The sequence below is a fragment of the Eikenella halliae genome (genome assembly GCF_001648475.1).
GTDB classification, from domain to species: domain Bacteria; phylum Pseudomonadota; class Gammaproteobacteria; order Burkholderiales; family Neisseriaceae; genus Eikenella; species Eikenella halliae.
Window position 1 is genome coordinate 20,093 of the sequence record NZ_LXSQ01000016.1, and the last position, 18,901, is coordinate 38,993.

Sequence of the window (18,901 nt, forward strand, 5' to 3'; positions counted from 1 at the left end):
AGGAAAACGAATGACTACCCTCCCGCCCTGCCCGCAATGCCAATCCGAATACACCTATGAAGACGGCGCCAACCTCGTTTGCCCGGAATGCGCCCACGAATGGTCGACCCAGGCCGATGCCGCTGCCGAAGCAGACGACGCCCTCAGCGCAGTTGATGCCCACGGCACACCGCTGGCCAACGGCGACAGCGTGGTGCTGCTCAAAGACCTGAAAGTGAAAGGCAGCTCGCTGGTGCTCAAGCAAGGCACCAAAGTGAAAAACATCCGCCTGCAGGAAGGCGACCACGACATCGCCTGCAAAGTAAACGGCACCGCGCTCAACCTCAAATCCGAATTTGTGAAAAAGGCTTAGGTTACTAAACAGCCAAAGGCTACCTGAAAATTTATTTTCAGGTAGCCTTCCTTAATCTATATAGTGAATTAACAAAAATCAGGACAAGGCGACGAGCCGCAGACAGTACAAATAGTACGGCAAGGCGAGGCAACGCTGTACTGGTTTTTGTTAATTCACTATAAATTCCAAAAAGAAAAATATCCACCAACCTACCGAACTTGCCACCCGTCTGCTGGCGCAGCCGAACGAAGCGTGGTTTTTCGGGGAACAAGGGCTTGCATATTCGAAGCGGCGCAGCCGCAAGTTGCAGCTAATCCAATTTCTCTTTGCACCCGAAAAACCGCATGAAGTGAGGGAAGTTTGGCGAAGCCAAACCTGTGCCCGCAGTCGCTTTTCTTTTGCTTCCTTTTCTTTGGCGAGGCAAAGAAAACGAGGTCTCCGAAGGAGGACGAGTTTCTGCGAAGCAAAAACGAAACCTTCGTTAGAAGGGTTCGTTTTAACGAAGTTAAAACAAGAACTCTGAAAGAGGGCTTGTTTTTACGCAGCTAAACGAGTGCCACGCGCCGGCATGAGGCGCAAAGGTGAACAAAATACAAGCGGCGAAGGCTACCTGAAATTTTGCCAGTTGCTGAAAATCCATTCCATGATTGATAAATAAAATATCGTTTTTACCAAATTTCGTAAGAGCCAAGAAATCTATTTTCAGGTAGCCTTCAATCCGCCCGCCGCCTTTGTGCTAAACTCGCCGCATCTTTCCACCCTTCTGATCTCCACCATCATGCCCGGCAATTCCTTCGGACAACTCTTCCGCATCACCACCTTCGGCGAAAGCCACGGCACAGGCATCGGCTGCGTCATCGACGGCTGCCCGCCCGGCCTACCGCTCACCGAAGCCGACATCCAGCCCGACCTCGACCGCCGCCGCCCCGGCACCAGCCGCCACGTTACCCAGCGGCGCGAAGCCGACCAAGTAGAAATCCTCTCCGGCGTGTTTGAAGGGCGCACCACCGGCACGCCCATCGCCCTCTTCATCCGCAACACCGACCAACGCAGCCGCGACTACGGCAACATTGCCCAACAATTCCGCCCCGGCCATGCCGACTACACCTATTGGCACAAATACGGCATCCGCGACTATCGCGGCGGCGGCAGAAGCTCTGCCCGCGAAACCGCTGCCCGCGTGGCCGCCGGTGCCGTAGCCAAAAAATGGCTGCGCGAGCAGTTCGGCACGCAGATTCTCTGCTGGGTGAGCCAGGTGGGCGAACTCGAAATCGCATTTGAAGGCGAAGAATTGATCGGCCAAAACCCCTTCTTTGCCGCCAACCAAAGCCAAATCGCCGACTTGGAAAACTACATGGATTCCGTGCGCAAATCGCTCGATTCCGTGGGCGCGAAACTGCATATTGAAGCGCGAAACGTCCCCGTCGGCCTCGGCGAACCCGTGTTTGACCGGCTGGACGCCGACATCGCCCATGCCCTGATGAGCATCAACGCCGTAAAAGCCGTATCCCTCGGCGACGGCTTCGACGTGGTGCGCCAACGCGGCAGCCAACACGGCGACGAGCTCACGCCGCAAGGCTTCGCCAGCAACCATGCCGGCGGCATCCTCGGCGGCATCTCCACCGGCCAAACCATCTGCGCCGACTTCGCCGTGAAGCCCACCAGCTCCATCGCCACCCCGCGCCGCAGCATCGACATCCACGGCCATCCCGTCATGCTCGAAACCCACGGCCGCCACGACCCCTGCGTCGGCCTGCGCGCCGCCCCCATCGCCGAAGCCATGCTCGCCCTCGTGCTCGCCGACCACGCCCTGCGCCACCGCGCCCAAAACGCCAACGTGCGCGTGATCACGCCCGATATCGCCAAACTGCAAAACGGTTGAAGGCTACCTGAAAATATAGTGAATTAACAAAAATCAGGACAAGGCGGCGAGCCGAAGACAGTACACACGTTACGGCAAGGCGAGCCAACGCCGTACTGGTTTTTGTTAATTCACTATAAACCCCGCCTTTTCAGGTAGCCCAACCCCGAGACCCATCATGCCCCGTATCCATGCCCTGCCCGACCACCTCGTAAACCAAATCGCCGCCGGCGAAGTGGTGGAACGCCCCGCTGCCGCGCTCAAAGAAATCATCGAAAACAGCATTGATGCCGGCGCTAGCCGCATCCAAGTCGAGCTTGCCGGCGGCGGCATCCGCCTCATCCGCGTGGCCGACAACGGCAGCGGCATCCATGCCGACGACCTCCCGCTCGCCCTCTCCCGCCACGCCACCAGCAAAATCGCCTCGCTGCAAGATTTGGAACACGTGCGCAGCATGGGTTTTCGCGGCGAAGGGCTGGCCAGCATCGCCTCCGTGTCCCGCCTCACCCTCACCAGCCGCCAGGAAGGCAGCACTGCCGCCCGCCAAGTGCGCGCCCGCGACGGGCAAATCGAGCCTGCCGCCGCGGCCGCCCATCCCGTAGGCACCAGCGTGGAAGTGGCCGACCTCTTCTTCAACACCCCCGCCCGGCGCAAATTCCTCAAATCCGAAAACACCGAATACGCCCACTGCGCCACCATGTTCGACCGCCTCGCCCTAGCCAACCCGCACATTGCCTTCGAGCTTGTTCACAACGGCAAAACCACCGCCAAATACCCCGCCCAAAGCCAAAATGAGCGCATCACCGCCGTGCTGGGCGCGGATTTTCAGGCCGCCTCTCTACCCATCGACAGCGGCAACGGCATCCTCCGTTTGCACGGCCTCATTGCCAAACCCACCTTCGCCCAAGGCCGCAGCAGCCAGCAATACTGTTTTGTAAACAACCGCTTCGTGCGCGACAAAGTGATGCTGCACGCCGCCAAACAGGCCTACCGCGACGTGCTGCACCAGCAAATCACCCCCGCCTTCGTGCTGTTTCTCGAACTGCCGCCCGAAATGGTGGACGTAAACGTGCACCCCACCAAAACCGAAATCCGCTTCCGCGACAGCCAGGCCGTACACCAGCTCGTGTTCCACACCCTGAACAAAACGCTGGCCGATACCCGCGCCGACCAAACCGACAGCGTGAGCAACGCCGGCAGTCTGCTGCAACACATCCACAGCCAAAGGCTACCTGAAAGCGGGCAAGGCGAGTTTTCAGGTAGCCCGAGCGCCCGCCCCCCCGTTGCTTATAGCCCCGCCCGCGCCCCGCAGCAGCAACGCCTCACCCTGCAAGAAAGCCGCGCCGCCTGGCAAACCTATGCCGAGCTCTACAAACACAGCGGCAGCGAAGACCCCGAGCTTGCCGCCCTCGAGCAAAGCCGCTTCGCATCAAGCACGGAAGCCGCCCGGCTACCTGAAAACAATGCCGCAGAACACCCACTCGGCTTCGCCATCGCCCAGCTGCTCGGCATTTATATCCTAGCTCAAGCCGAAAACAGCCTGCTCTTAATCGATATGCACGCCGCCGCCGAGCGTGTGAACTACGAAAAAATGAAAGCCCAGCGCCAAAGCCACGGCAGCTTACACAGCCAGCAGTTGCTCATTCCCGTGAGCTTCGAAGCCGGCCACGAAGAAATGGCCGCCCTGGCCGAACACGCCGATTTGCTGCGCCAATACGGCCTCGATTGCTCCGCCGTGGGCAGCCACACCATCGCCGTACGCGCCGTGCCGCAGATGCTGGGCAAAGCCGATATTCCCGAGCTCGCCCGCAGCATGTTGCAAGAAGCCGCCCACACCGGCAGCATCCGCACCGTGGAAGAGCGCGAAAACCGCATCCTCAGCACCATGGCCTGCCACGGCTCCGTGCGCGCCGGCCGCCGCCTCACCCTGCCCGAAATGAACGCCCTGCTGCGCGACATGGAAAACACCCCCCGCAGCAACCAATGCAACCACGGCCGCCCCACCTGGGTAAAACTCACCCTCGCCGACCTCGACTCCCTGTTCCTGCGCGGGCAATAAACAGCCTGCCCGTGCGGCAGACTAAAAGGCTACCTGAAAACAGGATAAACCGTTTTTCAGGTAGCCTTTCTTGATGCGCGGGGCATATGAAACGCATATAGTGTCTTGGCTACTCCACAGCAGTAGATCAGGCGCTCACGCCCCAGCTGCTTCCCACACATTACGTATATAGTGAATTAAATTTAAATCAGGACAAGGCGACGAGCCACAGACAGTACAGATAGTACGGCAAGGCGAGCCAACGCTGTACTGGTTTAAATTTAATTCACTATACACAAGATTTTCAGGTAGCCTCTATCGCAGCAAAAGAGGCTACCTGAAAATCTTCAGGTAACCTCTTATCAGCTAATCAAACCGGATTATGCCAAGCCTTTGGCTTTCAGCACTTCCAGCATGGTGCTGCCCAATTCGGCCGGGCTGCGGGTGTAGGCCACGCCGGCTTTTTCGAAGGCGCGGAATTTTTCTTCCGCCGTGCCTTTGCCGCCGGAGATGATGGCACCGGCATGACCCATGCGTTTGCCTTTGGGCGCGGTGACACCGGCAATGTAGCCCACCACCGGTTTGGACACGTTTGACTGAATGAACTCAGCCGCTTCTTCTTCGGCTGTGCCGCCGATTTCGCCGATCAGGATGATGGCTTCGGTTTGCGGGTCGGCTTCAAACAGTTTCAGCGCGTCGATTTGGTTCATGCCCGGAATCGGGTCGCCGCCGATGCCGATGCAGGTGGATTGGCCGAGGCCGAGCTTGGTGGTTTGCGCCACGGCTTCATAAGTGAGCGTGCCGGAGCGGGAGATGATGCCGATTTTGCCGGGCTGGTGGATGTGGCCGGGCATGATGCCGATTTTGCATTCGCCGGGGGTAATCACGCCGGGGCAGTTCGGGCCCACCAGGCGGGTGCCGTTGCCGTTGGTTTCGAGATAACGTTTGGCTTTGAGCATGTCCAGCGTGGGCACGCCTTCGGTAATCACCACCACCAGTTTCACGCCGGAATCCACGGCTTCCACGATGGAATCAAGCACGAAGGGCGCGGGCACATAAATCACGGAAGCATCGGCGCCGGTTTCGCGCACGGCTTCGTTCATGGTGTTGAACACGGGCAGGCCCAGATGTGTTTGGCCGCCTTTGCCGGGGGTAACGCCACCCACCACTTTGGTGCCGTAGGCAATCGCTTGTTCGGAGTGGAAAGTACCGTTCTTACCGGTAAAACCCTGTACCAATACTTTGGTGTCTTTATTAATCAATACGCTCATTCTGTTCTCCTTAGGCGTTTACGGCGGCAACAATTTTCTCGGCGGCGTCGTTCAGGCCGTCGGCGGAAGTGAGTTTCAGGCCGGACTCGTTCAGAATCTTCGCGCCCAATTCAGCGTTGTTGCCTTCGAGGCGCACCACCACGGGCACGGTTACGTTCACTTCTTTCACGGCGGCCACAATGGCTTCGGCAATCATATCGCAGCGCACGATACCGCCGAAAATGTTGATCAGCACGCCTTTCACGGATTTATCTTCCAAAATCAGCTTGAAGGCTTCCACTACGCGTTCTTTGGTGGCGCCGCCGCCCACGTCGAGGAAGTTGGCCGGCTGGCCGCCTTTGAGCTTGATGATGTCCATGGTGGCCATCGCCAAGCCGGCGCCATTCACCATACAGCCGATATTGCCTTCCAGCGCCACATAGTTCAGCTCAAATTCGGAAGCTTTCAGCTCGCGCTCATTTTCCTGCGATTTGTCGCGCAGTTCGGCGATTTTCGGCAGGCGGTACAAAGCATTGCCGTCGATGCCCACTTTCGCGTCCACGCAGGCCAGGCTGCCATCTTCGCGCACGCTCAGCGGGTTGATTTCAAACAGGGCGAAATCGTTTTCGATGAAGGCTTGGTAAGCGCCGGTCATCAGTTTCACAAACTGGCCGACTTGCTTGTCTTTCAAGCCCAGCTTGAAGGCCACTTCGCGGGCTTGGCAGGGCTGCAGGCCCACCAGCGGGTCGACAACCACTTTGAAGATTTTTTCCGGGGTTTCTTCGGCCACTTTTTCAATTTCCACACCGCCTTCGGTGGAAGCCATAAACACCACGCGGCGCGCGGCACGGTCTACCACCGCGCCCAGATAGAGCTCGGTTTGCACCGGATACATATCTTCACACACCAACACGCTGTTCACCGGCTGGCCGTTGGCATCGGTTTGATAAGTCACCAGATTTTTACCAATCAGGCTTTCAGCCACCTGTTTGGCCTCATCGCGGCTTTTCACCACTTTCACGCCGCCAGCCTTACCGCGCCCGCCAGCGTGCACTTGGGCTTTAATCACAGCAAATTTGCCGCCCAATTTATCGAATGCGGCGGCAGCTTCTTCGCCGTTGGCGGCCAAAATCCCGCCCTGAACCGGCAAACCATAGCCCGCAAGCAGCTCTTTTGCTTGATATTCATGTAGATTCATCAAAGTTCCCTCAGTTAGGTTAAACACAGCTTGCCACCGTGAAAGCGGCAAGGATCGAATTCAAGACCAGCTTTGATAATGCAGGGCGAAGTATAGACGAAACCCGCAGGTAACATCAGCGCAATTTTGTTAGAACAAGTAAATGGGAGATGTATAACGGCAGCCCGGCCATGGCGGGCTATATGGGAAGGATAAAGTGCAAAGTTTCAGGTAGCCCGAAAGATTCTTGCAGGGCAGGCATAAATGCTCGGGTAGTTTCAGATAGCCTTTCCATTGCAGCCATGCAGGGTGCGTGCGGAACGCACGCACGCGGCTTCAGATTATTTGGCAACCGCGTGCGTGAGTTTGCTTACGCGCCCTATGCGAGCTACGCTGACTTTTCTTCTTTAATTTACAATTATTATTTGTCTGATTGGGTATTTACCTGTGGTAAGAGATAACCATTTTTCTGTAAATCCCCCAAGCAATTGATTACCACATCATCCATTACGCTACTAAAAGCTGCATTAAGATTAGGATGTACCAACATTCCTGTTGGAGGTGAGGCATTGCCAACAGTAGTCACAATAGCATGTTGATAATTTTCTGTATGCAATACTTTATTTCTGTCCAAATAACTGCAAGAAACTTCATAATGATCTTGCACCGTGTTGCCAGCCAAGCCAAAAGTCAATCCCGTTCCGAACCCTTTTCGCACAGCATCGCCTAAGTCTGCAACGTTGTTGGCAGAAATTTTAAAAGTATGTTCTGCGTTATCAGATAGTTCTATTACACGGGTTCGCCGCAAAGTCTGGGTTACTTCACGTTTTACCTGAGGAATAACGGCTGGTAAAGGCTGTCCGTTGCGGAAAAATTCCACTTCTATCCGAGCGGCAAAAGACTGTCTCGGGACTTTCAAATCACTCACACGATATTTTTGAAAGTCCGGTGAAGTATAGCTGTGTGTACAGGCGCTCAATCCCATGCTTAATACTAAAATTAACAAAAGCTTCCACTTTTTCAGCATATCATAATTTCCTTAAATAAAATTAATAATAATTTAGAAACCAATGCAAATTAACCCTAAATCTAACATAATTTTCTCATAATTTTAATCTCTTTTGCAATCTAGTTAGCTTGGACCGATGCCTTTTTGTGGTTGTTAAAGGAGTCATTTTCTTCAAAAATCGTGGAAATCTTTCATTCTTTCTACAACTAACAGTCAATCGCAAGTAACTTATGTTAACCGTAAACTGCAACCCAGCTTACTTGACTCGAGCAAACAAAAGGCTACCTGAACATTTTTCAGGTAGCCTTTCTTCCCCGCCCTAGCGTTCGCTCAAGTTCAAATAATGCCGGCTGCCGCGCATATTGGCGATGGCGTGCAGCAGCAGTTGGAAGTGGTCGGGGTTGTTCACGAAATCCAACTCTTCGGTGTTGGCAATCAGCAGCGGGGCGCGGTCGTAGAGGTAGAAATAGCGGTGGTATTCCTCGTGCACCTGCTGCAGGTAGCCGGGTGGGAACAGGTTGATGTGGTTGTCGCCCCGGCTGCGCAGCTGCGCTTCGGCGGCACCGGCGCTGGTTTGCAGGTAAATCACCAAATCGGGCACGGGGATTTCGGGCATGATTTTTTGCTTGAGCTGCCAATACAGCGCCTGCTCGTCTTCGCGCAGGATGGTGGGCACGAAAATTTGGTCTTTTTCCAGCAGGAAATCGCTCACCACGCGCTGCATGCTGTGGTTGGCATTGCCGATTTCGTCGGCGGCGGCGATGAGGTTGAGCGTTTCGGTGCGGCGCAGCAGGAAGTAGAGTTCGGCGGCTAAGCCGTGGTTGGCAGCATTGAGATAGAACTGTTCCAAAAACGGGTTCTTCTCGGGCTGCTCGCTGATGAGGGTGCAGCCGAAATGCTCGGCCAGCTTGCGGCTGAGCGGGGATTTGCCGCTGCCGATGGGGCCTTCCACAACGATGTAGCGGTAGTCTGACTGCATGGTTTCTCCTTGGAATGTTTCAGGTAGCCTTTCGGGGGTCAGGCAGCCCTCTAAAAGGCTACCTGAAAAATTTAACTCTCTGTTTCATCTAAACGTTGCACGCCTTCATTGCCCAGTATGGCGGCCAGCTCGGCAGCGGTAGCGGTTTGGCCGGGCAGGATGTGCTGCGGGGCGATTTCGGCTAGGGGAATCATCACGAAGCCGCGCTGATGGGCGCGCGGGTGCGGCAGCTGCAAGGCGGGGCTGTCGAGCGTTTGGCCGGCGTAGTCGATTAAGTCCAAATCCAGCGTGCGCGGGGCATTGCGGAAGCTGCGCACGCGGCCGGCGGCGGCTTCGGTTTGGTGCAGCAGCGCGAGCAGTTCGGCAGCGGGCAAATCGGTGGCCAGCAGCGCCACGGCGTTGATGAAATCGGGCTGGTTGGCATAGCCCACCGGCGCGGTGCGGTAAAACGAGGAAGCAGCCAGCACCTGCACTTGCGGATGCGTGGCCAGCGCGGCCAGCGCGTTTTGCAACTGGGAAACGGGCTGCTCGAGGTTGCTACCCAAGGCAATAATGGCTTGCTTCATTTGGCGTTTTTAATCATGGGTTAATTGGAATCGGGCTATCTGAAAACAGAGTCGGCGGGATTTTCAGGTAGCCTTTGAATAAGGTTTCGGATTTGGGAATCCAGCTTACGTCTGCTTCAACCCAATGCCGCCTATTCAGCCGCGCCCTTATCTGCCGCGCCTGTTTTCTTCTTACGCCGGCGGCGGCGTTTTTTGGCGGGGGCATCGCCGCTGTCGGGGCATTGTTCGGCGGCTTGAATCATCTGCTTACGCTGTTCTTCGTCGGCTTCTTGGAACGCTGTCCACCAGTCGGCAACGCCCTGCTCCACTTCGCCGGCGCGGGCGCGCAGCAGCAGGAAATCGTAGGCGGCGCGGAAGCGGGGCTGGGCGAGCAGGCGGAAGGGACGGGCGCCGCGCCGGTATTCAAATTGGGGCTGGAGCTGCCAGATTTCGCGCATCGAGGCGGTGAAGCGGTGCGGCACGCCCCAGCCTTTTTCCATATTAGCGCGGGTTTCGGCCACGGCGGCGCTGAGTGCGGGCATGGTTCTGAGCCCGCTATTCTGAGCGCGCTGCCAGGCTTCGCGCACCTGCGGCCACAATACGGCGGCCAGCACAAAGCCCACGGATACGCCTTGGTCGGCGCGCAGGCGGCTGTCGGTGCTGTTCAGGGCAAGCGCCACGATGCCACGCCCTTGGTTTTCAGGTAGCCTTTCCAAGGCGCAGGCAAGCAGGGGGTGCACGCTTTGGCCGTCCATGCCCAGGGCCTGCATCTGTTTGAGGCAGTTGATGGCTGCGCCGGAAAACAGGAGTTTCATCACTTCGTCGAACAGGCGCGCCAGCGGCTCTTTGGGCAACAGGTGCAGGCATTCGGCAATCGGCGCGGCGGTATCGGGGGCTACCTGAAAACCGAGTTTGCCGGAAAGCCGGGCGGCGCGCAGCATGCGCACCGGGTCTTCCTGATAGCGTGCGCGGGCATCGCCGATCATCACCAGGCGTTTGGCGCGGATATCGGCCACGCCGTGATGGAAATCGGTGATTTCCCCGCGTGCGGGGTTGTAATACAGGGCGTTGCAGGTGAAATCGCGGCGGGCGGCGTCTTGCTCCATGCTGCCGTAGCTGTTGTCTTGCATGATGCGGCCGTGTTCGTTTTGCCGCGCGGGGCGGCTGCCGCCGCGGAAGGTGGTGACTTCAATCGTTTCCGGCCCCACCATCACGTGCACAATCTGAAAGCGGCGGCCGATGATGCGGCTGCGGCGGAATACTTTGCGCACTTCTTCGGGGCGGGCGTTGGTGGCCACGTCGAAATCTTTCGGCTCGACCCCCAAGAGCAAATCGCGCACCGCGCCGCCCACCACATAAGCCTCAAACCCGGCCTGCTGCAGCCGCGACACCACCTTTTCCGCCGCATAGCTGATCCCGTCCGGCGTGATGCCGTGTGTGTTTTGCGGCAACACCTGTTTGTGCGGATGCGTTGCGGCAGCTTCAGGTTTGCCCGGCAGGATTTTGCGCAGCCATTTAGTCAGCATAGAGGATATTCTCTTCTTGTTTTTCAGGTAGCCTGCGGTGTGCAAGCAGGCGCGTGTTTCAGATAAAGTGCGCAGTATAACCTTTCGCCGCAACGGCTGCCAAACCAAGCGCTTTCCGTTATAATCGCCGCTACCCCGCACCACAGGAAAACACACCATGTATAACTACCAATCCGACGCCACTCAGTTCCTGCAAAAATACATCGAAGAACACCCCGAAGAGCAAGAGCGCCGCCTCCAAAACCGCGGCCTGTTGTGGGATGTCGAGCTCAACCCCGAAGAGCAGGCCGATTTCGCCGCCGGCAAAGTTGCCAAAAAACCCTACACCTACTATTCCTACTAAACCCCGCGCCGCGCCATGACCGCAGCCACCGACCATCTGCCCCCCGGCCTGGCAGGCTACCTGAAAAGCATCAACCCGCCCGAAGCAGAAGTGTTGCAATGCCTGCGCCAAACCACCGCGCAGCACCGCATGGGCAAAATGCACCTGGCCGCCGAGCAAGCCCGGCTCCTCGCCTTTCTCGTGCAGCTCATCCGCGCCGAACGCTGCCTCGAAATCGGCGTGTTCACCGGCTACAGCAGCACCGCCGTCGCCCTCGCCCTGCCCGAACACGGCCGCCTCACCGCCTGCGACATCAACATCACCTACACCAACACCGCGCGCCGCTTCTGGCGCGAAGCCGGCGTGGAACACAAAATCGAGCTCCACCTCCAGCCCGCCCTCATCACGCTCGACCAGCTCATCAAGCAAGGCCGCAGCGGCAGCTACGATTTCGCCCTGATCGACGCCGACAAACCGCCCACCGCCCACTACTACGAACGCTGCCTCACCCTGCTGCGCCCCGGCGGCCTCATCGCCATCGACAACCTCCTGCTCGGCGGCCGCGTGTATCAGGAAAATGCCGAGCCCGCGCCCGAATCCGTCGAACGCATCCGCGCCTTCAACCAATCCCTGCAAACCGACTCCCGCGTAGCCGCCCTCACCCTGCCCTTGGGCGACGGCCTCACCCTGCTGCGCAAACGCCATCCCGAGGAAACCCCATGCGCCTAACCATCCCCGCCGCCCTCTGCGGCCTCGTCGCCTGCACTGCCCTGCCCCCCGTGCCGCCAACCCCTGCCGAAAACAACCCCCAGCCCCCGCAGCGCATCGAAACCGAGCTCAACGCCCACAACCAGCAAATCGGCCAACTGCAACAGCAAGTCGCCGAACTGCGCAGCCAAATCAGCGAGCTGCAACAACGCCAGCAGCAGCTCGCCCAGCTCCTCGACGCCCGCGCCGCCGCCCGCCGCAGCACCAGCCAAAGCAGTGCCGAGCCCGCTGCCGCTCCGGCTGAAAACCCGCAAGAACAAGCCTACCAGCAAGCCCTGCAACTCTACCGCAGCGGCCTCTACAATCAGGCCCTGCAACAGCTGCGCTTTGCCGAACGCAGCGGCAGCGGCGGCCGCACCGAGCAAAACGCCCTCTTTCTGCTGATGCAGAGCCACGAAAAACTGCGCAACTGCGAATCCGTCATCCTCACCGGCCAACGCTTCGCCACCCGCTTCGCCGCCAACCCCAAAGCCGCCGAAGCCCTCTACAGCGTCGGCAACTGCCAATGGGGCATGCAGCAGCGCGACATCGCCCGCGTTACCTGGCGCAAGCTGATACAAACCTACCCCAACAGCCCCGCCGCCCGCCGCGCCGGACAGCGCATCCAAAACAACCGCTGACGAATGAGTCTGCCTGAAACCTGAGCGGCGCTTCTCAAATATTGTTGTTCCTATTGATTTTTTATTTTCAGGTAGCCTGTGCCATACCGCGGAAGGCTACCTGAAAAACTATAGTGAATTAACAAAAACCAGTACAGCGTTGCCTCGCCTTGCCGTACTATCTGTACTGTCTGCGGCTCGTCGCCTTGTCCTGATTTTTGTTAATTCACTATAAATTTGAAAGGTTAAACGCATGTGGAACAAGCTTAATCCGTATTGGAAAGATATTTTGATTGCCTTGGCGCTGTATCTGCCGCTAACGGTATATACGCTGTGCTGGCCACCCTCAATCGGGTTATTGACTTTACCTTTTTTGGAAGACGTAGCTCTTGCTAATTATATTCTTCTGCTCATCCCCACCCTACTGGCTTGGCTGTGCAGTTGGAAAATATCAAGCGTTCGACCGTATTTCGTGTCGGGCATCTCGCTGACCATGAATTTGGGATTATGGGGGTATTGGCTGGCGGTGCTCGTGTTTGATAACGGTGAACTATGGTTTGCCTATTGGTTTTCGACACCGGCTTTAGTAATCGGCTTTATCGTGGCCTTGATACGGCAAGCAGGATCAAAAGCCGAGGGAAGGGCAGCGTTTCGGACAGGTTTTCTCAACAGCTTTGTGCCGTTTTTGCTGGCCCCGATTGTCATAATACTTTTCCTAATCAGACCCAGATAACCCGCCCAAACTTTTTCAGGTAGCCTCATATGCCCACCCCACGCACCAAAACCCTGCTCGCCCTCGCCGCGCTGTTGCTGCTGGCCGGCGGCCATTTCGCCGTACGCCAATGGCGTGCCGGGCAGCAGCCCGCTGCCGAGACGGTGGTGCAAACCGATTGCGACCCGCGCCAAGGCTGCACCCTGCCCGACGGCAGCCGCATCCGCTTTACCGCCGCGCGCCACCGCCCCTTCGACATCACCCTGGAGAACGTGCCGCCCCAAATCCAGCAGGCCGAAGTGAGCTTCAGCATGGACGGCATGGACATGGGCTTCAACCGCTTCCCCCTTAAGCGCCAGGCCGACGGCTCCTGGCTCGCCGCCCAAATCCGCCTGCCCGTGTGCACCGACCGCCGCGACGGCTACCTGGCAGACATCCGCATCGGCAACCAAGTTTTTCAGGTAGCCTTCCAAGCCGAATAACCCATTATTTTAAAAACCAATCGCCACACCATGCCCCTACTGCAAGCCCCCGGCTCCGGCCTCAGCGCCCTGCCCCCGCTCTCGCTCTATATCCACATCCCCTGGTGCATTCAAAAATGCCCCTATTGCGACTTCAACTCCCACCGCCTCAAGCCCGACACCGACGAAGCCGCCTACATCAACGCCCTGCTCGCCGACCTGCAACACGAACTGCCCCACATCTGGGGGCGGCCGGTGGACACTATTTTCATCGGCGGCGGCACCCCCAGCGTGTTTTCCGCCGAATCCATCAGCCGCCTGCTTTCCGGCGTGCGCGCCCTGGTGCGCCTGCAGCCCGAAGCCGAAATCACCCTCGAAGCCAACCCCGGCACTTTCGAGCAAGCCCGCTTCCAAGGCTACGCCGAAGCCGGCATCACCCGCCTGTCGCTCGGCATCCAAAGTTTCGACAACGCCAAACTGCACGCCCTCGGCCGCATCCACAACGGCGATGAAGCCCGCGCCGCCATCGAAGCCGCACTCGCCATCTTCCCCCGCGTGAACACCGACCTCATGTATGCCCTGCCGCACCAAACCCCCGAAGAAGCCCAGCGCGACGCCGAGACCGCCCTCTCCTTCGGCGTCACCCACATCAGCGCCTACCACCTCACCATGGAGCCCAACACCCCCTTCGGCCGCACCCCGCCCCCCGGCATCCCCGAAGAAGACGCCGCCTACACCATCGAACAAGCCGTGCACCACACCCTGCTTGCCGCCGGCTTCGAACGCTACGAAACCAGCGCCTTCGCCCAAAACGGCCAGCAATGCCGCCACAACCTCAACTACTGGCAATTCGGCGACTACATCGGCATCGGCGCCGGCGCCCACGGAAAAATCAGCAGCCACAGCGGCATCACGCGCACCACCCGTGCCCGCCACCCCCGCAGCTACCTCGCCGCCATGCAGGGCAACCCCGCCGATGCAATTGAACGTTTTCAGGTAGCCCCAAGCGAGCTGCCCTTCGAATTCATGCTCAACGCCATGCGCCTCACCGACGGCGTGCCCGCCCGCCTGTTCCAAGAGCGCACCGGCCACAGCCTCGCCGCCATCGCCCGCCCCCTGCAGGAAGCCACCCGGCTCGGCCTCATCGACCCCAACCCCACCCTCCTGCGCCCCACCGAACGCGGCCAACGCTATTTAAACGATTTGCTGCAACTGTTTTTGTAAGCCCGCCCCAGCCTGCAGAGGCTACCTGAAAGCGTGAGCTTCAACGAAGTTAAAACCATACCCCGCCATTCAGCCCGCCTACCGCGCACAAAAGGCTGCCTGAAAGTTTCAGGTAGCCCCAATACCCAGCCATGACCCCGGCCGAATACTTCATCCTCGACGCCCTCTCCCTGCTGCCCACCCCGCCCGAGCACTTCCTGCACAAAGATTGGGCCATCCTCTTCAACACCCCGCCTAAACTGCCGCCCCTGTCCCCCGCCGAACGGCGGCAGGCACTGGCCGGGCTGCAACGGCGCGGGCTGCTCGCCCTCGAAAACGGCTGCTACCGCCTCACCGCCCAAGGCGGCCGCTTATGGGAACAACTGTTCGCCGCCGACTGGCAGCGCTTCCACGACTGCTGGTTCACCATACTCGACGAACACCGCCAACTGCTCGAATTCCGCTGCGCCTCCGAACATACCTTGGCGCAATTCCTGTCCGCCCACCCCGAGCTGGCCGCCAGCCCGCCCGAACCCCTCTCCCGCTGGCCGGCCGCCTACTGGAAAACCCTGCACGCATGCTTCCTCATCCGCCAAACCGTGCCCGCCGATTTCAGCCAAACCTGCCCGCCTGCCTGGTCGCACAGCCTCGCCCAAGTGTTGAAGCAGGCAAATATAGTGAATTAACAAAAACCAGTACAGCGTTGGCTCGCCTTGCCGTACTATCTGTACTGTCTGCGGCTCACCTCCTTGTCCTGATTTTTGTTAATCCACTCTAGCTTGGCATAACGGCAAAGCCCGCAGCCGCCAAAAAGGCTACCTGAAAAACCCAGCTGCGCAGAAACTTGCCGTGCTGCATTTTCAGGTAGCCTCAATCCATCCGACCCATCAGTCATACAAATGCAGATTCACTATGCGCAACAGCTCCGCTTCCACAGCAGATAAATGGCGCGGCGGGCTGATGCCGTCTTCTTGCGTGATTTTTAGCCGCTTTTGTATTTTATTGTAGTGGATTTTAATCTTTTCGCTGCCAAATACCTTTTTGAATTGATAAAGATAAATCAAGTCGTGTTTGGTGGGTGCACCCTCTTACCATTGGCAAAAGGCTACCTGAAAGTTTCAGGTAGCCTCTAATCCTGCCTCAATCCCGGCCTTATGCTTCGCGGCGGATAATCAACAGCGGCAGGCGGGTTTCGCGCATCACGGTTTCGGCGAAGCTGCCCATCAGGAGGTGCATCAGGCCGGTGCGGCCGTGGGTGCCCAGCACCAGCAGGTCAGCCTTCTGCTCGGTGGCATATTCCACCAGGCTTTTGGCCATATCGCGTGCGTTTTTGCTGATGACGAGCAGGTGGCTGCCGATTTTGGCATTTTCGCCCAAGTCGGCGCGCGCCTGTTTGATAGCAGTCTCCAAAATCGCGTTGCCTTGTTCGGTGGCGGCGGCTTCGTAGTTTTCATACTGCAAAAACTCGGGGGCAACGGTGGCCACGTATTCGGCGGGGTTGGCCACGTGCACCAATGTGAGCGCCGCGCCGGTGGCTTTAGCCAGGCCGCAGGCCTGTTTGAGCGCGTGTTGGGAAGTGCGGCTGCCGTCTACTGCAATCACGATATGTTGATACATAAGCTTTCTCCTAGTGAACGATTTTCCAATGCTTCCGCGCAGAGGCTACAGCCGCCTGACGGGTCTCTTCCTGATACGTTTACAGTATAATACTGATGCACTGAATGTGCCATTTTTTCTACCTGTTTTTTGACTTATCCCGATGATTATTTCCGCCCCAAACGAGCGCCGCTTCGGCGGCATTTCCCGACTCTACGGCCAAGCCGCCCTGCAACGCTTTGCCCAAGCCCATGTTTGCGTGGTGGGCGTGGGCGGCGTGGGCTCTTGGGCGGTAGAGGCGCTGGCGCGCAGCGGCATCGGCCGGCTCACGCTGATTGATTTGGACAACGTGGCCGAATCCAACACCAACCGCCAGCTCCACGCGCTCACCGACAATTTCGGCCTGCCCAAAGTAACCGCGCTGCACCGGCGCATCCTGCAAATCAACCCCGCCTGCGCCGTGCACGAAATCGAAGATTTTGTAGACGCGGAAAACGTGGGCACGCTTTTTGCCGAGCCGTTTGATTTTGTGATCGACGCCATCGACCAAGTACGTGTGAAAGCCGCCATGGCCGCGCATTTTGTGGCGCAGAAGCAAGCCTTTGTGGTGTCCGGCGGCGCAGGCGGCCAGCGCGACCCCGCCCTCATCCGCCGCGCCGACCTCGCCCGCACCACCCACGACCCGCTGCTTTCCAACCTGCGCTACACCCTGCGCCGCCGATACGGCTTTCCGCGCAATCCCAAAGAGCGCATGAAAGTGAGCTGCATCTATTCCGAAGAAAACGTCACCCCGCCGCAAACCGGCGCCGCCTGCGAAACCGACGCCGCACCGCAGGGATTGTCTTGCGCAGGCTACGGCGCGAGCATGCTGGTTACCGCCGCCTTCGGCCTGTTTTGCGCACAGGCAGCGATAGAACACTTGGCCACACAAGTTAAATAACCAACCCAAAAGGAAAACCATGTTCCCCATCGAACTCAAAGCCCTGCGCCGCAATCTCGGCCTCACCCAAGCCGAAGCCGGCCAGGCTCTTGCCACCAATGTCGATTTTCCCCACGGCGCTTCCGCCGAAGAATGGGCGCAATGGGAAAACGGCACTGCCCCCATCCCTCTGCACGTGGTTCGCGCCGTGGAAACCCGCCTCAACCAGAAATACCAAGCCATCGACCAATATGCCGAGCAACTCGAAGCCCAAATGCAGGGCGGCGATGCGGTGGTGGTGCTGTGGTATCCCGAGCCGAAGGCCTGCCCCGACCTGGCCTCTTGGCGCATCAGCCAAAGCGTGGCCGGAGAAGTGGCCGCTATGGGCGGCCGGGTAATCGCCTTCGATGCTGAGGCCTACCGCAACTGGCGGCAGGGGCAGGCTCAAACTGCCGACACCCCCGACAACCGCCAACGCTGGGCGCAGGAGCAATTTGAGCAAACTCGGTGAGCCGGGCTGACATCCGAAAGGCTACCTGAAAAATTCATGGCCAACCGAACTTCCGCCGCGGCCGCGCTTCCGCACTGCCTCGAATCAAAAGCCCGGCCGGCTTGCCACGGCTCTGCAGGATTCTGCAGGGCCGATTTTTCAGGTAGCCTTTTCCTTATTTCAACAACGCCCGGATATCCTCTGGCTGATACACTCGAACCCGCTCCGCTGGCGGGTTCAGCGCGGTGCGGCACATAGCTTCGGCCAGCTCGGCCACGTGTAGCGGGCGCTGGCTTTTAAACAGGCCGGCAGCCGTGATGAAGTTGGCGCAATGCACAAAAAGGCGTTCGGATACGCGCGTGCTACCTGGGCGGATCAGCAGCGGCGGGCGGAAGATGATGAGGTGCGGAAAACCGAGTTCGGTCAAGGCGGCTTCAAGCGTACCCTTCATGCGCGGATAGAAAAACCGGGAGTGCGCATCCGCGCCGAAGGCGGACACCAACACTAGGGTTTGCGCACCGTTTTGCTTGGCGGCGCGGGCGAAGGCGAGGTTGGCTTCATAATCGACTTGCCATTGCGCCTCTTTGCCGCCTGCATCTTGCAAAGTCGTGCCCAAACAGGCAAATACGGTGTCGCCGCGCACGCTCTCCGCCCAAGTTTGCGACCGGGCAAAATCGATGATGTGGCTGTGCAGTTTTTCGTGGGCAAACGCGGGAGCGCGGCGGCCGAAGCTGTGGATTTGCGCCACCTGCGGCGTATCCGCCAGAAGCGGCAGCAGCGCTTGGCCGGTGGCGCCCGTAGCGCCGATGATGAGTGCTTGCATAAGGTTTCCTCGTGATGGTGCGGATGGGTAATATAGTGAATTAGCAAAAACCAGTACCGCGTTGGCTCGCCTTGCCATAACGTGTGTACTGTCTTCGGCTCGCCGCCTTGTCCTGATTTTTGTTAATCCACTATAAAGGCGCGTTGCCTGCCTCCGATATTGGTATGGCAGCTTAAAAATGCCATGCTACGGCGTTTGGCCAGCCTCGCCGCGCTTGCGTACTGCCCGCGGCTTATCGCCCGGTATCAAAAGTTCAATCGGTTTGCTATTAAGGCTACCTGAAAACCGC

20 protein-coding genes and 1 pseudogene are annotated in these 18,901 nt (G+C 58.5%); 13 read left to right on the top strand and 8 right to left on the bottom strand.

Annotated features, from left to right (window positions below; translation table 11 throughout):
- Nucleotides 1-10 precede the first annotated feature (10 nt).
- From A7Q00_RS06285 to A7Q00_RS13485, 4 genes and pseudogenes are all read left to right on the top strand, one after another.
- The gene (locus A7Q00_RS06285) at nt 11-352 is read left to right on the top strand and encodes a zinc ribbon domain-containing protein YjdM (RefSeq protein WP_023886801.1); all 342 of its coding nucleotides are present in this window, start codon (nt 11-13) and stop codon (nt 350-352) included.
- 760 nt (nt 353-1,112) lie between these two features.
- Complete coding sequence (gene aroC / locus A7Q00_RS06290) at nt 1,113-2,216, top strand: chorismate synthase (RefSeq protein ID WP_064089820.1); 1,104 nt, start codon at nt 1,113-1,115, stop codon at nt 2,214-2,216.
- Between the two features lie 157 nt (nt 2,217-2,373).
- A complete protein-coding gene (gene mutL / locus A7Q00_RS06295) occupies nt 2,374-4,254 on the top strand; it encodes a DNA mismatch repair endonuclease MutL (protein WP_064089753.1) in 1,881 nt (626 codons plus the stop codon).
- A gap of 167 nt (nt 4,255-4,421) precedes the next feature.
- A pseudogene (locus A7Q00_RS13485) lies at nt 4,422-4,564 on the top strand (IS5/IS1182 family transposase); the annotation flags it as partial.
- Between the two features lie 49 nt (nt 4,565-4,613).
- On the opposite strand, the gene sucD reads toward A7Q00_RS13485, so the two are convergent.
- The 6 genes from sucD to pcnB form a co-directional block, all read right to left on the bottom strand.
- Entirely contained in the window at nt 4,614-5,504 is an 891-nt protein-coding gene (gene sucD / locus A7Q00_RS06300; protein ID WP_003823180.1) for a succinate--CoA ligase subunit alpha, read from the bottom strand.
- Between the two features lie 10 nt (nt 5,505-5,514).
- Nucleotides 5,515-6,681, bottom strand: a complete 1,167-nt coding sequence (gene sucC / locus A7Q00_RS06305; RefSeq protein ID WP_064089754.1) for an ADP-forming succinate--CoA ligase subunit beta — start codon at nt 6,679-6,681, stop codon at nt 5,515-5,517.
- 400 nt (nt 6,682-7,081) lie between these two features.
- Nucleotides 7,082-7,687, bottom strand: coding sequence for a hypothetical protein (locus tag A7Q00_RS06310; RefSeq protein WP_049258917.1), 606 nt, complete (start codon nt 7,685-7,687; stop codon nt 7,082-7,084).
- A gap of 301 nt (nt 7,688-7,988) precedes the next feature.
- The gene (locus tag A7Q00_RS06315) at nt 7,989-8,648 is read right to left on the bottom strand and encodes a deoxynucleoside kinase (protein WP_003823182.1); all 660 of its coding nucleotides are present in this window, start codon (nt 8,646-8,648) and stop codon (nt 7,989-7,991) included.
- Between the two features lie 71 nt (nt 8,649-8,719).
- Entirely contained in the window at nt 8,720-9,214 is a 495-nt protein-coding gene (gene folK / locus A7Q00_RS06320; RefSeq protein ID WP_064089755.1) for a 2-amino-4-hydroxy-6-hydroxymethyldihydropteridine diphosphokinase, read from the bottom strand.
- A 131-nt stretch (nt 9,215-9,345) separates the two neighbouring features.
- The gene (gene pcnB / locus A7Q00_RS06325; RefSeq protein WP_064089756.1) at nt 9,346-10,719 is read right to left on the bottom strand and encodes a polynucleotide adenylyltransferase PcnB; all 1,374 of its coding nucleotides are present in this window, start codon (nt 10,717-10,719) and stop codon (nt 9,346-9,348) included.
- A gap of 157 nt (nt 10,720-10,876) precedes the next feature.
- Here pcnB and A7Q00_RS06330 point away from each other — a divergent pair, with 157 nt between their 5' ends.
- From A7Q00_RS06330 to A7Q00_RS06360, 7 genes are all read left to right on the top strand, one after another.
- Nucleotides 10,877-11,062: a DUF3460 family protein gene (locus tag A7Q00_RS06330; RefSeq protein ID WP_003823186.1), complete on the top strand. Its 186-nt coding sequence runs from the start codon at nt 10,877-10,879 to the stop codon at nt 11,060-11,062.
- Nucleotides 11,063-11,077: 15 nt separating this feature from the next.
- The gene (locus A7Q00_RS06335; RefSeq protein ID WP_064089757.1) at nt 11,078-11,770 is read left to right on the top strand and encodes an O-methyltransferase; all 693 of its coding nucleotides are present in this window, start codon (nt 11,078-11,080) and stop codon (nt 11,768-11,770) included.
- Nucleotides 11,761-12,429 (top strand): tetratricopeptide repeat protein, encoded by a 669-nt coding sequence (locus tag A7Q00_RS06340; RefSeq protein ID WP_064089758.1) that lies wholly within the window; start codon nt 11,761-11,763, stop codon nt 12,427-12,429. The genes A7Q00_RS06335 and A7Q00_RS06340 overlap by 10 nt, the downstream gene beginning before the upstream one ends.
- 232 nt (nt 12,430-12,661) lie before the next feature.
- A complete protein-coding gene (locus tag A7Q00_RS06345; RefSeq protein WP_064089759.1) occupies nt 12,662-13,141 on the top strand; it encodes a hypothetical protein in 480 nt (159 codons plus the stop codon).
- 29 nt (nt 13,142-13,170) lie between these two features.
- The gene (locus A7Q00_RS06350; protein WP_064089760.1) at nt 13,171-13,602 is read left to right on the top strand and encodes a hypothetical protein; all 432 of its coding nucleotides are present in this window, start codon (nt 13,171-13,173) and stop codon (nt 13,600-13,602) included.
- Nucleotides 13,603-13,632: 30 nt separating this feature from the next.
- Entirely contained in the window at nt 13,633-14,805 is a 1,173-nt protein-coding gene (gene hemW, locus A7Q00_RS06355; protein WP_064089761.1) for a radical SAM family heme chaperone HemW, read from the top strand.
- Between the two features lie 131 nt (nt 14,806-14,936).
- The gene (locus tag A7Q00_RS06360; protein ID WP_064089762.1) at nt 14,937-15,470 is read left to right on the top strand and encodes a hypothetical protein; all 534 of its coding nucleotides are present in this window, start codon (nt 14,937-14,939) and stop codon (nt 15,468-15,470) included.
- A 466-nt stretch (nt 15,471-15,936) separates the two neighbouring features.
- Here the strand turns inward: A7Q00_RS06360 and A7Q00_RS06365 are convergent, their stop codons facing one another.
- A complete protein-coding gene (locus tag A7Q00_RS06365; protein ID WP_064089763.1) occupies nt 15,937-16,401 on the bottom strand; it encodes a universal stress protein in 465 nt (154 codons plus the stop codon).
- 142 nt (nt 16,402-16,543) lie between these two features.
- Between A7Q00_RS06365 and A7Q00_RS06370 the strand changes: the two genes are divergently transcribed.
- On the top strand, nt 16,544-17,320 hold the full coding sequence (locus tag A7Q00_RS06370; protein WP_064089764.1) for a tRNA threonylcarbamoyladenosine dehydratase: 777 nt from the start codon (nt 16,544-16,546) through the stop codon (nt 17,318-17,320).
- 19 nt (nt 17,321-17,339) lie between these two features.
- Nucleotides 17,340-17,810 (top strand): Aca2/YdiL-like domain-containing protein, encoded by a 471-nt coding sequence (locus A7Q00_RS06375; protein WP_064089765.1) that lies wholly within the window; start codon nt 17,340-17,342, stop codon nt 17,808-17,810.
- A 154-nt stretch (nt 17,811-17,964) separates the two neighbouring features.
- On the opposite strand, the gene A7Q00_RS06380 is transcribed toward A7Q00_RS06375, so the two are convergent.
- Nucleotides 17,965-18,612 carry an NAD(P)H-binding protein gene (locus tag A7Q00_RS06380; protein ID WP_064089766.1) on the bottom strand — a complete coding sequence of 216 codons (648 nt, stop codon included), beginning with the start codon at nt 18,610-18,612 and terminating at the stop codon, nt 17,965-17,967.
- Nucleotides 18,613-18,901 lie beyond the last annotated feature (289 nt).

Coding starts and splice junctions, on each gene's coding strand:
- mutL (WP_064089753.1), top strand. CDS start 2,374: ATGCCCCGTATCCATGCCCTGCCCGACCACCTCGTAAACCAAATCGCC.
- A7Q00_RS06335 (WP_064089757.1), top strand. CDS start 11,078: ATGACCGCAGCCACCGACCATCTGCCCCCCGGCCTGGCAGGCTACCTG.
- folK (WP_064089755.1), bottom strand. CDS start 9,214: ATGAAGCAAGCCATTATTGCCTTGGGTAGCAACCTCGAGCAGCCCGTT.
- A7Q00_RS06380 (WP_064089766.1), bottom strand. CDS start 18,612: ATGCAAGCACTCATCATCGGCGCTACGGGCGCCACCGGCCAAGCGCTG.
- A7Q00_RS06315 (WP_003823182.1), bottom strand. CDS start 8,648: ATGCAGTCAGACTACCGCTACATCGTTGTGGAAGGCCCCATCGGCAGC.
- pcnB (WP_064089756.1), bottom strand. CDS start 10,719: ATGCTGACTAAATGGCTGCGCAAAATCCTGCCGGGCAAACCTGAAGCT.
- A7Q00_RS06375 (WP_064089765.1), top strand. CDS start 17,340: ATGTTCCCCATCGAACTCAAAGCCCTGCGCCGCAATCTCGGCCTCACC.
- A7Q00_RS06285 (WP_023886801.1), top strand. CDS start 11: ATGACTACCCTCCCGCCCTGCCCGCAATGCCAATCCGAATACACCTAT.
- A7Q00_RS06345 (WP_064089759.1), top strand. CDS start 12,662: ATGTGGAACAAGCTTAATCCGTATTGGAAAGATATTTTGATTGCCTTG.
- A7Q00_RS06370 (WP_064089764.1), top strand. CDS start 16,544: ATGATTATTTCCGCCCCAAACGAGCGCCGCTTCGGCGGCATTTCCCGA.
- A7Q00_RS06350 (WP_064089760.1), top strand. CDS start 13,171: ATGCCCACCCCACGCACCAAAACCCTGCTCGCCCTCGCCGCGCTGTTG.
- hemW (WP_064089761.1), top strand. CDS start 13,633: ATGCCCCTACTGCAAGCCCCCGGCTCCGGCCTCAGCGCCCTGCCCCCG.
- sucC (WP_064089754.1), bottom strand. CDS start 6,681: ATGAATCTACATGAATATCAAGCAAAAGAGCTGCTTGCGGGCTATGGT.
- A7Q00_RS06360 (WP_064089762.1), top strand. CDS start 14,937: ATGACCCCGGCCGAATACTTCATCCTCGACGCCCTCTCCCTGCTGCCC.
- A7Q00_RS06310 (WP_049258917.1), bottom strand. CDS start 7,687: ATGCTGAAAAAGTGGAAGCTTTTGTTAATTTTAGTATTAAGCATGGGA.
- sucD (WP_003823180.1), bottom strand. CDS start 5,504: ATGAGCGTATTGATTAATAAAGACACCAAAGTATTGGTACAGGGTTTT.
- A7Q00_RS06365 (WP_064089763.1), bottom strand. CDS start 16,401: ATGTATCAACATATCGTGATTGCAGTAGACGGCAGCCGCACTTCCCAA.
- A7Q00_RS06330 (WP_003823186.1), top strand. CDS start 10,877: ATGTATAACTACCAATCCGACGCCACTCAGTTCCTGCAAAAATACATC.
- aroC (WP_064089820.1), top strand. CDS start 1,113: ATGCCCGGCAATTCCTTCGGACAACTCTTCCGCATCACCACCTTCGGC.
- A7Q00_RS06340 (WP_064089758.1), top strand. CDS start 11,761: ATGCGCCTAACCATCCCCGCCGCCCTCTGCGGCCTCGTCGCCTGCACT.